8 protein-coding genes and 2 pseudogenes are annotated in these 15,903 nt (G+C 61.8%); 2 read left to right on the forward strand and 8 right to left on the reverse strand.

The genetic code is table 11. The annotated features are described in order from the left end of the window. Positions 1 to 357 precede the first annotated feature (357 nt). From AB8Z38_RS34065 to AB8Z38_RS34090, 6 genes and pseudogenes are all read right to left on the reverse strand, one after another. Complete coding sequence (locus tag AB8Z38_RS34065; RefSeq protein ID WP_369726675.1) at positions 358 to 1,218, reverse strand: carbohydrate ABC transporter permease; 861 nt, start codon at positions 1,216 to 1,218, stop codon at positions 358 to 360. 85 nt (positions 1,219 to 1,303) lie between these two features. Beyond that, a pseudogene (locus AB8Z38_RS34070) lies at positions 1,304 to 2,422 on the reverse strand (carbohydrate ABC transporter permease). A gap of 106 nt (positions 2,423 to 2,528) precedes the next feature. Then, positions 2,529 to 4,187, reverse strand: a complete 1,659-nt coding sequence (locus AB8Z38_RS34075; RefSeq protein WP_369721930.1) for a sugar ABC transporter substrate-binding protein — start codon at positions 4,185 to 4,187, stop codon at positions 2,529 to 2,531. Between the two features lie 373 nt (positions 4,188 to 4,560). Beyond that, positions 4,561 to 4,856, reverse strand: a pseudogene (locus tag AB8Z38_RS34080) (RbsD/FucU family protein); the annotation flags it as partial. A gap of 201 nt (positions 4,857 to 5,057) precedes the next feature. After that, a complete protein-coding gene (locus AB8Z38_RS34085) occupies positions 5,058 to 6,977 on the reverse strand; it encodes a non-ribosomal peptide synthetase (protein ID WP_369721931.1) in 1,920 nt (639 codons plus the stop codon). 8 nt (positions 6,978 to 6,985) lie between these two features. Then, positions 6,986 to 8,122: an AMP-binding protein gene (locus AB8Z38_RS34090; RefSeq protein WP_369721932.1), complete on the reverse strand. Its 1,137-nt coding sequence runs from the start codon at positions 8,120 to 8,122 to the stop codon at positions 6,986 to 6,988. A gap of 406 nt (positions 8,123 to 8,528) precedes the next feature. Here AB8Z38_RS34090 and AB8Z38_RS34095 point away from each other — a divergent pair, with 406 nt between their 5' ends. Further along, positions 8,529 to 8,981 (forward strand): cupin domain-containing protein, encoded by a 453-nt coding sequence (locus AB8Z38_RS34095; RefSeq protein WP_369721933.1) that lies wholly within the window; start codon positions 8,529 to 8,531, stop codon positions 8,979 to 8,981. Between the two features lie 932 nt (positions 8,982 to 9,913). Here AB8Z38_RS34095 and AB8Z38_RS34100 read toward each other — a convergent pair. Next, entirely contained in the window at positions 9,914 to 11,113 is a 1,200-nt protein-coding gene (locus AB8Z38_RS34100) for an IS256 family transposase (RefSeq protein ID WP_369721934.1), read from the reverse strand. Positions 11,114 to 11,661: 548 nt separating this feature from the next. On the opposite strand from AB8Z38_RS34100, the gene ltrA reads away from it, so the two are divergent. Next, a complete protein-coding gene (ltrA, locus tag AB8Z38_RS34105; protein WP_369721935.1) occupies positions 11,662 to 13,071 on the forward strand; it encodes a group II intron reverse transcriptase/maturase in 1,410 nt (469 codons plus the stop codon). 376 nt (positions 13,072 to 13,447) lie between these two features. Here the strand turns inward: ltrA and AB8Z38_RS34110 are convergent, their stop codons facing one another. Then, positions 13,448 to 13,885 (reverse strand): hypothetical protein, encoded by a 438-nt coding sequence (locus tag AB8Z38_RS34110; RefSeq protein ID WP_369721936.1) that lies wholly within the window; start codon positions 13,883 to 13,885, stop codon positions 13,448 to 13,450. Between the last annotated feature and the right edge of the window lie 2,018 nt (positions 13,886 to 15,903).

Here is a 15,903-nt window from a genome sequence, read left to right on the forward strand (position 1 = left end):
AATGTTTCAATCGGTTAGAGGGTGGCGTGTGCACAACGTGTGCACCGGGAGATCAAGAAAAATCTATTGAGCGCAAGTGGGGGCGGTCGTTGTTTGGAGTGATGTATGGCCCTAGCACGGTGGACGGCCTAGCAAAGTTGGGTCACCAGCAGAGTAGCTGAGCGTTGGTGGAGGTTCGTCGTGAAGCATGAGCGTCTTGATCACGCTCATTGTCATTGCGTCCTCGCGGTTCGGTTCGGCCGGCTGATCCGGCCCAGCAACGGCGGTTAGTCAGGTCCGCCCAGGGGCGAGCATCGTATCCAACGTTGCGTGCGGCCGATGCGCCCGTCGCCACAGCTTCATACAATTGCCGCCGTGCTACTTTCCCGCGCCCGTGGTCAGGCCGCTAACAATGTAGCGCTCGAGGAAGATGCCGACCAAGACGAGCGGGGCGATTGCCGCCGTCGACAGCGCCGCCATCGACCACCAGTTGATGCCTTGCGAGCCGGTCTGGCTCGCCACCATCACCGGCAGCGTCTTCGCGTCCGTGCTGGTGAGGAGAGCCGCGAAGAAATACTCGTTCCAGCACAGCACCAGCGACAGGATGAAAGCGGCCACCATCCCGGGCACTGCAAGCGGCAGGATGATGCGCAGGAACGCGCCCCAGGTCGACAGTCCATCGACGAACGCGGCTTCATCTAGCTCGATCGGGATCGCGTTGAACTGGTCGCGCATGATCCAGATGACGATGGGCAGGACCGAAAGCGTATAGAGCAGGATCAGGCCGAAGCGGGTGTCGAGCAGTACGAGCGCCTTGTAGAGCACGAGGAAGGGCAGGGCGAGCACGACCGGTGGCAAGATCAGTTGCGACATAAAGAAGAACAGGATGTCGTCGTTGCGCATCCAGGCGAATTTGTAGCGGAAGCGGCTGAGGCCATAGGCGGCGAGCGACCCGAGGATCAACGCGAGCAGGGACGCGCCTGCCGAGGTGATGATGCTGTTGACGAACCGGCTCGTGAACTCCGCGCGGGCGGTTGAGGTGCCGAACAGCGTGTCCGGCGACAGCCCGAGCGAGCGCCATCCCTTCCAATCTGGCTGGAAATCGACCCATGGGATTAGATGCGCCTGCGTGACGTCGACTGCCGATTTGAACGACGTCGTCACCGTCCAGTAAATCGGGAACAGGCAAATGAACGTCCAGAACAGGAGCGCGGCATAGATCAGCACGCGGCCAAGCACCCGCTTGGCGCGCGGTGCCGCGGGATGCCGCCGGACGGATTTCAATGCCGATGTCGATAGCGACACGCGCGTGGACTCCTTGGTTCTAGACGACCCTCTGCGTCCAACGCTTGGACAGGCGGAGGAGCAGCGTCAGGAGGACGATGATCAGCACCAGATAGACCATAGCGAGTGCCGTGCCGTATCCGACATTGGAGCGGTCGCGGTACACGCGATAGATGAAGCTCGATACGGTGTCGGTCGCGCCCCCGGCCCGCCGGCCGTCACGTTGATTACGATGTCCGCAAGCTTCAGCTTGAAGATGATGCGGATGATGAGGACGGTGATGCTGACCGGCAGCATGATCGGAAAGGTGACGTGCCAGAACGACTGCCAGCCGTTGGCGCCATCGACCTTGGCAGCCTCCTGTACCTCCCGCGGCATGGCCTGGAGGCCGGCGAGCAGGATGATCATGATGAAGGGGATCGACACCCAGGCGTCCATCGCCTGGATGCTCAAGCGCGCCATCCAGGGTGAAGCGAAGAACGCCGGGTTCTCCCATCCAAGATAACGCGCCAGCGTCGCAGCGGGCCCGAAGCGATATTCGAGGAGCGACTTGCCGATCATCCAGCTCACCGCGACAGGGCTCAGCATCATCGGCAGCAGGAACACCACACGGAAGAACTTGCGCGCGCGGATCTCGGTGCTGAGCAGCAGCGCGAGGCCGAACGCGATCGCGTACTCGCCGAGGACTGCGACCGCGTAGAAGATCATGTTGCCCAGCGCGTTCCAGTAATAGGTGTCGTTGAGCATCGCGACGAGATTGCCGAAGCCGCTGAAGCGCGGGCCTTCGACCGAGCTGGAGATTCCAGTCGAGCGAGGCGATATAGATCCCGAAGATGGTCGGGAAGATCACCACCGCAGTGGTGAAGAACACCGCCGGCAGCAGGAACAGCGCGCGCTGGCCGCGCTCGCCGCGGATCAGCACTTGGCCGATGGCGAAGCCGAGGGCCCAGATGAGATAGGCGATGAGGACTGGTCGCCAATCGGCGAACCCGGCCGCGGTCGCACCGGTCGTGTGCAGGATCTGGACGAGGAGCACGAGCAGGAAGCCGAGCGACGCCACCGCGACAAGCGCGCGGCCAGCGGCCTTCCGCCTGGCCGTCGCGCGCGCTACCGCGGGCTGGTGGTGCAGGTCGTCGGTCACGGGAGCTGAATTCTGCATGGCAATCGAACTCTGCCGATCCTGAATGCCCGGCCTGCCCCGGGCAAGTTTTCGGCTGGCACCGCGAGAGCGGCGCCAGCCGAGCGTCTTCGTGATGCTCATGCAGCTACACGCCGAGCGAGGCCTTGTAGAGTCCGATCTGCTGCTCGCGGCCGATCTGGTCGGTCAGCTTCTCCCAGGCGCTGGCGATGTTGTTCGCGCCGGTCTGCGCGTCGACCTTCCCGGCGAAAATCTTCGTCAGCTCATCCTCAGCGATGCTGTAGTATTGGAAGATGCCGGGGATGCGCGGTTCGACCGCCCGGTTCGGATGATTGTAGGAGCCAAGCTGCGAGTTGAGGTAGGAGGTGATGTATTTGCGGTCATAGCCCGCGGCCACCCATTCGTCGAACTGGAAGTGGCTGGTGCGGTGGGCCTGGAAGCCCGACGGATACATCACCATCCACAGCGACAGATCCTTGCCGCCAAGATGCGCGGCTGCGCTCCAGGCTGCCTTGTGCTTCTTCTCGTCGCCATTGACCCTGGCCATCACATAGACGCCCCAGCCGAGATAGGCGCAGTTCGGCGCGTGGTTCGGACCGCTCGCGAGCTTGTCCCACTGTCCAGTCTTGGAATTATAGACATCGTCCGATCCCGGCAGGATGTTGAAGCCGACGATATCGCCGATGACCGAGGTGTCGCTCGCCTTGGCGACCTGGCCGATGTCGCCCCACCAGGGGATCATCGAGCCGATGCCGGCGAGAAATTGCTGGAAGCCGGTGGTGTTCGGATCGGCATTGAGTTGGTCGGCCGGCTCGAACGGCAGCGCGTCAATGACGTCCTGGATAGCGCGCACCCAGGCCGGATTGTTGATGCGCGGTTTCATCGTATCGATGTCGAACAGCCAAGCCTTGTCGTCGGGATGTTTGGCGTAGGCAGAGGCGCGGCTGCCGAGGAAATAGAAGCCGAATCCGCCCCAGGGCTTTGGCGCATCGAGATAGCCGAACGCGCTCTGGTTCTTGATCTTCTTGCCTTTGAGGAATTTCGTCACCGTCTGGACCTGCTGCCAGGTTTTCGGCACGCCCCATTCGCCCGTGTTGCCGGCATCTTTCCAGGCCTTGGCAAGGACTGCGTCGGAGAAGACGTCGGTGCGGTAGTTGAAGTTGTGGCAGTCGCCGTCGATAGTGACGCGATAGGTCTTGCCGTTCCAGGTTCCGACCGGCGGCTTCAGATAGTCGACATAGTCATCGATATCGATCTGCTTTTTGACCCAGTCCGGCATCTCCGATGCCAAGCCCTTACCACAGACATCGCCCTCGAACGGCGCGCCCATCTCGAGGATGTCAAAATCGACCGTGCTGGTCGCGATCGCCTGCTGGAGTCTTGGATTGTAGTCGGCCTGGGCGAGATCGATCCAGGAGATTTTAGCGCCCGTGTAAGCTTCCCACGGCTTGAGGAAGCCCCGGAACAGGAGATTGTGCAGGTTCTGATTGTTGAGTCCCATGAACGAGAGCTCGACGCCCTTGAATTCGCCTTCCTTGACGCTCGCCTTTGTCGGGCCGAGGCAGAGCTCGCCGACCTTCTGCCAGTCGGCGTCCGTCGGTGCGCCCTTACCGACACCCGGAATTTGCGTGATCTGCGCGCGCAGGTTGGCTTGCGCCAATGCGAGCTCCGAGAACGTGCCGAGTGCGCCGCTGGTCCCGAGTGCTGCGGCGCTCGCCGCGCCTCTCAGCACCGTTCGCCGGTTCGGCTGGAATGCGGAATGCTGATCGTGATCGTGCTGTTTCACCGCGATACCTCCCGTTTTTGACTTTGCGTGACTTTCTTTTGTGAAGTCTAGTTCGCCCGAGCACCTCGATGACGTGACGCTCGGCGGACTTCCGCGTCGTGGCGATGGCGGCAGAGGCCGCTTCGAGTATGCAGCGGCACATATCAAAGTCAACGAATGCGGTGAGGCTGAGGTCGCACGTGCCGTCGATGCGCGAACGATGAGCGGAGTCTTCGCAATGCCGCGCTGCAAGATGATTGATGCCGTGCAGCGCTGATCACCGCGGTGATCGTGAATGAGCAGGTTCCGCGAGCGCGATATCATCTCGACGTCGTATTTATGTCAGACGCCTCGTGCAGCCGTGCCGTCGTCCAGACAGTTTTAGGTGTTCACCTCAAGCAGCATCGGGCGGGATGACGCCCTAAAGATGAAGCAGCCATAGAAGCGCCGCTCTCCGGTCTGGATCACGCAATAGGATCTCTTCGCAAATTCATAGAATGCAATTCACTCGACTGAGGCCATCGGAAAAGATCGGCCCTGCTTCGCACCGATTTCGGCTTGGACCTTGCTCTGCACAGGCGGATTTTCGTTGGGCTGACCGACGATCTCCATGCGGGATGCCGGCTTGTCCACGAAGCTGTCGAGCGGCAGCCCCGACGGGATCGCGCGTGCGGCGCGGCTTGCGGTGATCGCGCAGCTCTGTTTTAACCTGCTCGCCTAACTTGAAGTTTGCTTGAGCAACGAGGCTCAAAACTCTTCACGGGGGGCGCGAGATCTGCGCACCCGGCCGTCCATGTTTTGCAGGTTAAGCGGGAGCAGATGGAGTGCATCAACGGACATTTGTCCGGAGATGGGCCATGCAATTTTAATTCTCTGACCTATGCATCTCTGTCAGATTGGCAGGAGCACGATTTCCGAATACAGCCTGTCGAGTTGGTCGCCGGCGAGCATCGGGGAGCGGTAACAGGCGTGCGGTGCGAGCATCACTCCTCGTGGGGAGACCGGAAACAGCCGCGCCTCAGCGACGAGCGCCGCCGTTCGCTGTCGGCGCAGGATCGCCAGCTTGACGCGCTCGAGATGCCGCAGCAGGAGCGCCGGCGCACTACAATGCAGGATGTCTGAATAGGAGATTCCTCGCGGTAGAACTCGCGCCAGTACTCCAAGTCGGCCCCCTGCAAGACGGTGAACGCGGCGCTTCACCACGAGATACGCACAATCAGACCCGTCGCTGACCGTGAATTGCAGACAATCATACGGTGCGTGATCGTCGAAGATCTGTCGTTGTTCGCTGGTCAGCCTCTCGCGGACCACGGTCGAATCGAAGCTAATGACAGGCTGGGTCGACGCAAACAGCGTCTCGACCTGTAGCAATGGCGGCATGGCGATCCGGTGCAACTCCAGCGGCTTGAACCGCTGAGCCATGAGGGCAGCCCAGGATGTCCGTTGTGGGGTGAAGCACGTGTAGGTGAGGTTCTCGTCATCCAGCATCGAGGCGAGCAAGGCCATGCCACAGCCAGAGTACTGCGGCTGGACGACCCAAGACGACAGATTGCAGACGAGGACTGCCTCCCCGTTCACGCGGCGTTGGGCGGTGACGGCTCCGATAAAACCAACGACTGCGTTGTCGTCGACGAGTATGAAGCCGCGCCCGTGCTCGGACCAGTCATGGTCCAATAATCGGCGCCATGTCATGGCCTTGATGCCCGAGTCGCGGAAGGATTCCTCAAGGAAGCGGCAGATCGACTCCTGATCGTCCGGGCCCATGGCACGGAGACGCAGACCGGACCGGCCAAACTGCTGGGCCGGCATTATCTCCGCGCCAGTCGACAGGACCGCGATCAGGCCTTCGATCGAGGGAGCCGCCAGAAAAGCCGGGAGGGGCACGGGACGCCCAGCAACGCCCTCGATCTCGAGCAGCAGGCTCACCACTGCCAGCGAATCGGCGCCGCATTCAAGAAGATGATCAGACCAACCGATGGGAGCTACGCCCAGCACGCGCTCGCAGATCGCCTGCAGATCCTTCCGCAGCCGCTCAGCACCCGGGATCCCTTCACGGATCAGCGCCGGTCCCTGCGAGGCACTGGACCCCCGGAGAGCTGGATGGTTGACAATGGCCTCAAGACATTCGGAGTTCTGCAGGGCGTCGCGATTCCGTACGGGGCGGCCATTCACCGCATCGCGCGCTGCGGCTTCGGAGCGCTTGCCGTTGAAGGTGACGGGAAGCGCCTCGACTTGTGCGATACGCGCAGGCGCGAAGGCGGCCGAGCCGCAGCGCGCAAGCTCCGAGCGGATATGCTTCGTCAGTGTGTCATCAATCGCCAGGCCTTCACGCAGCACGACCAAGAGAACCATGCGTGTGCCGCCCGGCTCCTCCTCCGCCTGTTGCTCCACTGCCATAGCCTCAAGGATCTCCTCGACCCCGTCCAAGATGCGGTAGATCTCCGCTGCCCCTATGCGGATGCCACGCACATTGAGAACGCCGTCGGAACGGCCATGCAGGCGCCAACCGCCATGAGGCGTGGCCTCGATCAGATCGCCATGTGTCCAGAACCCGGGGTTTTGGGCAAAGTAGGTCGCATGAAAGCGCGTGCCGTCGGCGTCGCCATGAAGGCCTAGGGGACGCGAGGGAAAAGGGTTGGCGCATACCAGCTCGCCAATCAGCGCTTGCGGATCGTCAGTCGGCGGCAGCGAGCGGACATCGAGGCCGAGGCTCCGGCACTGTATCTCGCCGCAATGGACGGGCAGGTTTGGACTACCAAGGACAAAGCAGCCGATGATGTCGGTGCCACCTGAGATCGACTGCAGCGGCATCGCTGCCTTTACTTGGCTGCTGACCCAATCGTACTGGGAGGGATAGAGGATTGAGCCCGTGGAGAGCATGGCCCGCAGAGCAGAAAAGTCAAACAGTCGGCGGGGGAAAAGCCCTTCTTTTCGCAGAAATGCAGATAGGCAGGATTAGTGCCGAAGACGGTCACGCGCTCCTCGGCCGCGATCCGCCAAAAAGTCTCTTGCGCCCCGAGCGGCCCATCGTAGAGGACAATCTCCACGCCGGATGCGAGCGCGGAGAGCTGCCAGTTCCACATCATCCAACCGCATGAGGTCTGGAAGAACAGCCTGTCGCCGGGACCGAGATCACAGTGCAGCCGGTGCTCCTTCGCATGTTCAAGCAGGGTGCCGCCGGCGCCGTGCTGGATGCACTTTGGCGCGCCCGTGGTGCCGGAGGAGAACATCGTGAACATGGGCTGGTTGAACGGCAGTCGTGGCCAGCGCGATAGATTCTTGTCGCTCCCCTCCTCACGGATCAGATCGGCGAGCCTGTGCAGAGGCACCATGGTTTCGCCGGCGGGAAGTGAGCCGTCGTCCAGAGCAATTATCGCGGTAAGCTCGGGCAGGCCAGCCGCCGTTCCGACCACGCGCTCGGGGACCGGGACACCCGAATCCCATGGCTCCGCTCTGAGGCAGCCGAACAGCACCACAGGTTGCAGAGGGGCGAAGCGGAGGAGGATCGCTTGCACGCCCATGTCTGGCCCGCAACTGGCGAACGTTGCGCCAATGGCAGCCGTGGCCAGGCAGGCAATGATCGCCTCCGCGTTGTTGCGCGCGATAGCCACGACGTGATCGTCACGGCGCACGCCGAGCTGCTGTAACGACCTGGATAGCCGGGCGACCGCTAAGTGCATCGCCCCGCGCGTGAACCGGTCGCGCCTTCCATCAGGATGGCAGGCCGTCACGATCTGTTGGCCTGGAGGGCCAGCGAGGAGGCATTCGGCGTAATTGAGACGAAGCTCAGGGAAAAAGAGCGCGGACTCGCAGGCATCACCGACGCAGACCGGCTCAATCGCGCCATCCCGCGGCAGATCGGACCATTCCACGAAGAGGCGCCAAAAGCGGCGAAAGTCGTCAACCGAGAAGCGATCCATCGCTGCATGATCGGGAAGAATCTGTCCCGTTCGCATCTCACACCATCTGATGAATGCGGTCAGTTGCAGAATCTCGTCTGCAGGCGGTGAGTTGCAAATGCGCGACGGCGCGATCGTTCGGACCGAGCATCACTTCCTCTCACGTCAAGAACAGCGCGGTTTCGCGCGGGCTTCACCTCCAGGTTAGAGTAGCCGGGAAGGGCGGCAATTGAAGGCGCGCGAGCCGGCGGCCAAAACCTCCCAGAAGGGTTTCTATGATCCACCAGCACCGGAAGCCGCGCATTAATGTAAGTGAATGTGTTCGTCTATTAGGAGGTAACTCTTCACCAATCGCCTTGCGACAAAGTGGGCTCTTCACACGCCTCGCGGAAAACCGGATTTTTGCCGAGCCGGGGAAACCCGGTAAACTGGCACCAATGTTTTTCAGTTGGAGGTGACGCCAATGCCGCTCATGGCTTTCGACACGTCGCATTGCAATGTAGATCTGGAGCCCTCACCGATCGAGCCATCGTGGATCATTGAAGGCAATCCGGAAGCTCGCTCGCGGCGTCTGTCGACGAGCGGGTGCAAGACTGCTTGGACCGTGATCTGGTCGTGCACCGAGGGCCGGTTCAACTGGCACTATGATTTTGACGAAACCATCATGATCCTGGAAGGATCGGTTGTGCTCGAAAGCGAAGGCATGCAGCCGAAACGCTACGGCGTCGGAGACGTCGTCTTCTTCCGCAGCGGTGCCAGCGTCAAATGGTATGTCGACGGTTATGTGAAGAAGGTCGCCTTCTGCCGCCTGACAAATGTGCCGGGGCTCGGCTATGCCATCCGCGCGCTCAACAAGTTCAGGTCCGTGATCAGGCGGAGCAACCCGGCCCCTGGTCCCCGCGCTGCTTTGTTTTAACCTGCTCGCCTAACCTGAATTTGCTTGAGCAACGAGGCTCAAAACTCTTCACGCGGGGCGCGAGATCTGCGCACCCGCATTCGACGGCCTGCCAACTCTGTTATAAATTGGGGAGGCCGCCAGCGCTCCGGACGGCAGGGCTTGGGGCCGGAGCCGGTTCCATCCTACGCCTGATGGTCGAGAATGATGATTGACCGAAGAGGTATCCTTCGGCGGCTCGTAGGAGCGTTTTTATTTCGACGCACAAGAAGCTCGTGGATTTGCCCTGCGCGCGTCCAAATCGGAACGATCCGAAAAATGCATCGTTGGCAATCAACGGCGTGCTGGCGTGCTCGAGGCTGTTGGGAGATGACTCTCCGTGCTCTCTCCAGATCATGTCCTACGTGATTGCCCGAACTGTCATGCTTGGCCTATGCCCGCCAACTTCATCCGCTCGAGCTGGTCAGGCCAGTTGCCCCAAACTGAGTTTCGGTGCGCAAAGTGTGGTCATGAAGAGACCACGCAGGTCGAAAGCACAGGGGAGATGAAAGCCATTAAGAAGCGGCGGCGGAGATGGTTCGTCGCTAGATAGTCCTAAGTAGGACCGGCTTTTTTGAAATCAGGCATCGGAACGTTGCTGCTGTTGCCACGTTTCCCATTGCCCTTCCCCGAGGGCGTCTACCAGGCTCCAGCTCCGCAATCCCCATTGCCTCCAGAGCTGGGGCCATTTTCTGCCGAGAGATATCGCGGCTGATCCGATAGCGGCCACAAGTGGTCCAGTGGGGCCGTTTTCCGTTTGGTCTACAGCCAAACAAAAACGCCGCCTGCTTGAAATGGAGCGCAGGCGGCGGAATTCCAGCCCCGGGAGGGGAAATGTAAATATCCCGATCGTGCCCCGTGGCGTGGTGTAGCTGGCGGTGGATCACCGCGTTCGCCGGCGAGAGCCGGGCTGGTCAGCTGGCGATAGCCGTGAGGCTGACGCTCGGATCATCGCTCAACGGCGCGATGGTTTCCAGTGTCATGTAACGGGCACGCTGGACCGCCCATTCATCGTTCTGTTCGAGCAGGATCGCGCCGATGAGGCGGACGATGGCATCCTCGTTGGGGAAGATGCCGACCACCTCGGTGCGCCGCTTGATCTCGCCGTTGAGGCGTTCGATCGGGTTGGTGGAGTGCAGCTTGGTCCGATGCTGCGGCGGGAAGGTCATGTAGGCCAGCACGTCGGTCTCGGCCTCGTCGAGGAAGCCGGCCAGCTTCGGCAGCTTTGGCCGGAGCTGGTCGGCGACCTTGCGCCACTGGGTTCGCGCGGCCTCGGCATCGTCCTGTGCGAATGCTGTGGCAATGAAGGCGGAGACGACACGCCGTCCGCTCTTGCCGGCATGCGCCAACGCGTTGCGCATGAAGTGGACGCGGCAGCGCTGCCAGCTGGCATTGAGCACCTTGGCAACAGTGGCCTTGATGCCTTCGTGGGCGTCGGAGACGACCAGCTTGACGCCACGCAGGCCGCGGCGGGCGAGCTTGCGCAGGAACGCGGTCCAGAACGTCTCGGCCTCGGACGGGCCGATGTCCATGCCCAGCACCTCGCGCCGACCGTCGCTGTTGACGCCGACCGCGACAATCACCGCGACCGAGACGATGCGGCCCTGCTGGCGCACCTTCACGTAAGTGGCGTCGATCCACAGATACGGCCAGTCGCCTTCAATCGGGCGGGCGAGAAAGGCCTTCACCTTGTCGTCGATCTCGGCGCAGAGCCGGCTGACCTGGCTCTTGGAGATGCCGGTCATGCCCATGGCCTGCACCAGATCGTCCACCGAACGGGTCGAGACGCCCTGCACATAGGCTTCCTGAACCACGGCGGTGAGCGCCTTCTCGGCCATGCGGCGCGGCTCGAGGAAGCCCGGGAAGTAGGAGCCCTTGCGCAGCTTGGGAATGCGCAGCTCGACCGCACCGGCGCGGGTCTCCCAGGTCCGGTCGCGGTAGCCGTTGCGCTGGGCCAGACGCTCGGGGTTCTTCTCGCCATAGGCCGCCCCGGTCTGGCCTTCCACTTCCAGCTCCATCAGCCTTTGGGCCGCAAAGCCGATCATCTCGCGCAAGAGATCGGCGTCAGGGGTCTTCTCCACGAGCGTGCGCAGGTTCATCATGTCGGCGGTCATCGGTGGTTCCTCTGGTTGCGTTGGCGTATCGCAACCCGATCCTACCGGAGAACTGCCGGTGACCACCGCAAAGCCGCCCGCCCGCTACGGCGCTATTGGGGGCGCGCGTCCGGGCGGCTTTGCTCTACCGAGCTACACCACTACCGGGGAGTACGTCATGCCAAGCTGATGAATGCTTGTGGGTGCAAGTCCCATCCGGCCAAAGCCGAAGCAGGCAGGCCGGGACCGAGTCTTGCGGGCGTCGCGGCAACGCGGGGTTCGAAGTGTAGACAGGAGCCATGCGGGGTGCGGGAATGAGCCTCGAAAGGTGGATGTTCGCGGAGGCCGAGTGTGTTCCCTAAACACGAAGGCAGCATGAGCATCGTCGTTATGCGAGACGATGCCGCTCCGTCGGGGTCGATGGCCGGATCACGCATGGAAGGTAATCATCGGAACATGAGAGGCCCGACCGGGTCCGTTGGATTGGTCTCCAACGGGGGGCAGCGGCAAGGCAGTGCCAGAGCCGCGGTCCGAGCTGAGGTCGGGAGTCGGACTGGTCCATAGTACCTGTGAAGTCGTCGAAGGAAACGAGACGCATGGAGGGAAGGGGTCAGCCCGAGGGGAGCCCGCGCGAGAAGGCCAGGGTCCGGACACAGAGCCGGGTTGCCTTGCCGCCGAACCTCGAACGGGTGAACACGGCAGCCAAGCAGGCTGCTCAAACCCGGTTCACGGCCTTGCTGCACCACGTCAACGAGGACGCTCTGCGTCGGGCGTTTCGACGACAAAAGCGGCAGGCCAGCGCGGGGGTCGACGGGATAACGGTGGCGAAGTACGAAGAGAGGCTCACGGATAACCTCCGGGAGCTCTGCGGACGCGTCCACACGGGTCGCTACCGGCCACAGCCGGTGCGACGAGTCTACATCCCCAAAGCCGATGGCGGTAAGCGGCCTCTCGGTGTGCCGGCGCTAGAGGACAAGATTGTCCAAAGCGCGGTAGCCGAGGTGCTGAGCTCCGTCTACGAGGTCGACTTCCTCGGGTTCTCCTACGGCTTCCGGCCGGGGCGGAATCCTCATATGGCGCTTGACGCCTTGCACACGGCGATCATGAGCCAGCGCGTCAACTGGGTGCTCGATGCCGACATACGCAACTTCTTCGACTCGGTCGACCACGAGTGGCTGCTGCGGATGGTGGCGCACAGGATCGCCGATCCTCGCATATTGCGGCTCATAGAGCTGTGGCTGCGGGCCGGCATTCTTGAGAGCGGCGAGAAGCAAGAAACGGACAGGGGTACCCCGCAGGGGGCGGGCATCAGTCCGCTCCTCGCCAACATCTTTCTGCACTACATCCTCGATCTCTGGGTCCACCAATGGCGCCGTCGCCGCGCACGCGGTCGCGTTGTGGCCGTTCGCTATGCGGACGACTTCGTCATGGGCTTCGAGAGCAAGGTGGATGCGCAGGAGATGCTCTTGGCCCTCAAGGCGCGGCTGGCCAGCTTTGGCCTGATGCTTCATGAGGGCAAGACGCGGTTGATCGAGTTCGGTCGATTTGCGGCCCTCTCGCGTCAGCGGCGCGGCGAGCGGCGACCCGAGACCTTCGCCTTCCTCGGCTTCACCCACTACTGCGGGCGGACCCGGGACGGCCGGTTTATCGTGAAGCACAAGACGGAAGGGAAACGCCTGACGCGCAAGCTGACGGCGTTGCGCCAGGAGGCCTGGCGGCTCATGCACGAGTCACTGGCCACCCAGCACGAGTGGTTCGCCGCAGTGCTGCGTGGACACTACGGCTACTACGGCAGGCCGCACAATTATCCAGCGCTTAACGGCTTCTACCGCGAAGTGCGTCGGATCTGGCTGCACTGTCTGAGACGGCGCAGTCAGAAAAGTCGGCGCATGGGCTGGTCGGAGTTCGAGGCCCTGACGGCACGCTTCCGTCTGCCCGTTCCACGCATCACTCGCACTTGGGCGCAGGCGCGGATATGACGCGGGTTACCCTCGGGAAGAGCCGGGTGCGGGAAAGCCGCCTGCCCGGATCTGTGAGGGCGAAAGCCAAATGGCTGAGCTACTCGACCACGACCAATATCCCGATACCGTTCTGTTTGCACAGGCCGTGCCAAGGTTCATTGCGCCCGGGCGTGACACTCGCGGACCGGAATTAGCTCGCGGCAAACGACCCGCTCGCCACAGCTAGGCAGGTCATGAAGTGTTCCTCCTCAGAAAGCGGCTTCCAGCCCTCCGTCCTAACTTTACCGCCAACGCGCGTCATTGATCCCTGTTCAGCTTGCCCCGGCCGCAAGGCGGTTCTCTCCCCTTTGGGTTTAACGCCGGGACATGGTGGCGGTTCAATTCCCGCATCACGTCAATCCGTGCAAACATCGTCGGGCCGCCGCCTTTCCGCACCAGGATCAGCGCTTCCATAGCGGCTTGCCATCCAGGCGGCGTGCTCTTTCTTCGGCAGCGAGGAGCTGTATTCGCCAGCCTTCAGGAGCGTCCGTAGAGCCTTTCTGCCAGGCAAGAGAATGGTATCATCGAACACCCGGCACCAACTCATCCGCAGGGGTGATTGTGCGTGTGGAGCGTCGTCCTCGCCGGTTAGCTTTGCCACATAATCATCGATGGCGTCGATGAGTTCGTGCGCCGGTTCGCCCGGCTTCTTTCCAAACATCAGGTTCTGCCGCAGCCGCTCGAGTTCTGCAAGATCCGCTTTCACAACTTCAGCCCGCGCAAACTCGCGGCGTTTCTGTTCCTGCTCCTGATAATGGGCTTTTGCAGCCGCCCGGTTCTCTGTCTTCGTCATGCCGCCGTCGAAGCGAGGCGGCGACCACGAGTCAAATCGTCGAGCCCTAGTAGCTCGGCACACGCGCGAGCTACTGCGTCTCGTGGGTTGTGGAAATGTTGGCTCGCGCGAGAGGCTATGAGGCGAGTTTCCTCTGATGTACCCTCCACGCGAACGGAGCTTGATTCGTCATGCTGGAAGCCGTTCTCATGTTGCTCGGAATCGGGGCCGTGGCCCTCCTGCTCATCGCGTTCTGGGGATTGCACAGACACGTATAGAGCGGTACGAGAATCTCGTTTATGTTCACTCAGCCAAACCTCACGGGGGAAGCGGGGAATGGTTAGGCCCGGTACGCCTTGCCGGAAGTGGACGTACCGGGCCGCGAGTGCTTAATTAATCAAGAGCCGCGTGTTCACGCTGGCGGGCCTGCCGTGCCAAAAGCGACACTTGGGATCGGTGCCCGCCGACCGCCAACATGATCAGTCAAAACTTCCGGCGGCTGCCAGGTCGGCGGGCTTTCTTTGGATCTGAGAACTTTACAAGCGCCTGCTAGGCCTCAGCAGTTAGCACCAGCTTCAGGCGTTCGGCTTCCTCCTCGTAGGTCGGCCGCCCAACCGCCGGTCCCAATCAGAGCAGGCTCCTTGCGTTCTCGATCATAAACGATCCTACCCACGCTTCGCTTCCTGTTAAAAATCTGGACTGTGAAGGCGCACTCTCATTCAACGGATGGTCGTCCCGGAATTCCCCAGCTTTTTGGGCTAAGTAATTCGGAACGATCAAGCTGCGCATTCGCCCATGTGAACCCGAAGGGAAAACTCGGCAAGTTTCCGTCCGGAAATCCGTCGCCAATGTGCGCAAACGAACAGTGCTGATTACCGATTTGTCCTAGGCTCGCGACGCTTGGGCCTCCTCAGAGTCCAGGCACCTCCAGCGGCCCCGGCCCCCAATCCCCAGAAGCCCCCCACGGCCGGGGCCGTCTTTGCCCGCGGCGATCGGCGGCCCGTGACCTTCTCCTCACCGTCTGACGAGCTTGGATCGGGCATACCGATCAGCACCGTGTAGGCATTGCCGTCGCCAAATCAGATTCATCAGGACTAGCATCTCGGCATCCGTGCGTTCTGTTGTCGCCTGGGCCGCCTTCTCGATGGCTCTGAGCTGAATTGGCGACGGCCTATTTTGGATGGGAACGTTTCGGCTGCCGGTGGTTTGGGAGTCATCACCGTCCGAGACCCTTGGCCGTTGCGGTGACAGAGAGACGGCACTCCCGCCCTCGGATGGGAGCGCCATATGCCGCGTTACTATTTCCATATTCTAGACGGAACTTCCACGATCGATGAGACGGGCGTGGAGCTTGCCGATCTCAGACGGAGGCAAGGGTCGAGGCCATAAAGCTGGTCGCGGGCGTGTTGTTCGGCGGGGGGGCCCGGCTTTTTGGGACGGCCATCCCTGGCAGGTTGCAGTCACGGATGGTCCGTCGCCAACGGCGCGGCAAAGATAGTTTGTGCTGAACTTTTCTTCGACTACGCCGGCCTCTGAACAAAGAGAGCGCGCCGTGACCTCCGGCCTCGAAACACTGGCGCACGCGTTGGCAACGACCGCCGCCTCTCCACAGAAGTAAGTCCGCCTGGCAGCTTCCACGTAAGCGCCGCTCGCGCTGGCGGGCCTGTTCTCCGTTGCGGAACGGGTTGATCTTTGCACCCGTCTAGTTACGATTGACAAATGATCGGCGGTTGCTGAGAAGCTGCGTCGCAACATCAATTAAGGCCGCCTACTGAGGCAGCCTCTTGCTGCGCGCCGGCTTACGCCACGGTGCTTTTCCCGTGAACAAAACTTCTCATCAGTAGCGCCGATAATATCGATGGGCGTAAGGCCGACGAACGACAACTACGCCGCGACGATAGACCGGGCGAGTTCGGACGCATCCGTACCGACCGCACACCAGGGCTACTGTCTCAACGATGTTTGCTTGTCCCAGCGGTGCAACTGGCATTGCCGATGCCGTTGGAATTGAGAATGCGGCCCACCGAGAACCGTTGTGC

The organism is Bradyrhizobium sp. LLZ17, from assembly GCF_041200145.1.
Lineage (GTDB): Bacteria > Pseudomonadota > Alphaproteobacteria > Rhizobiales > Xanthobacteraceae > Bradyrhizobium.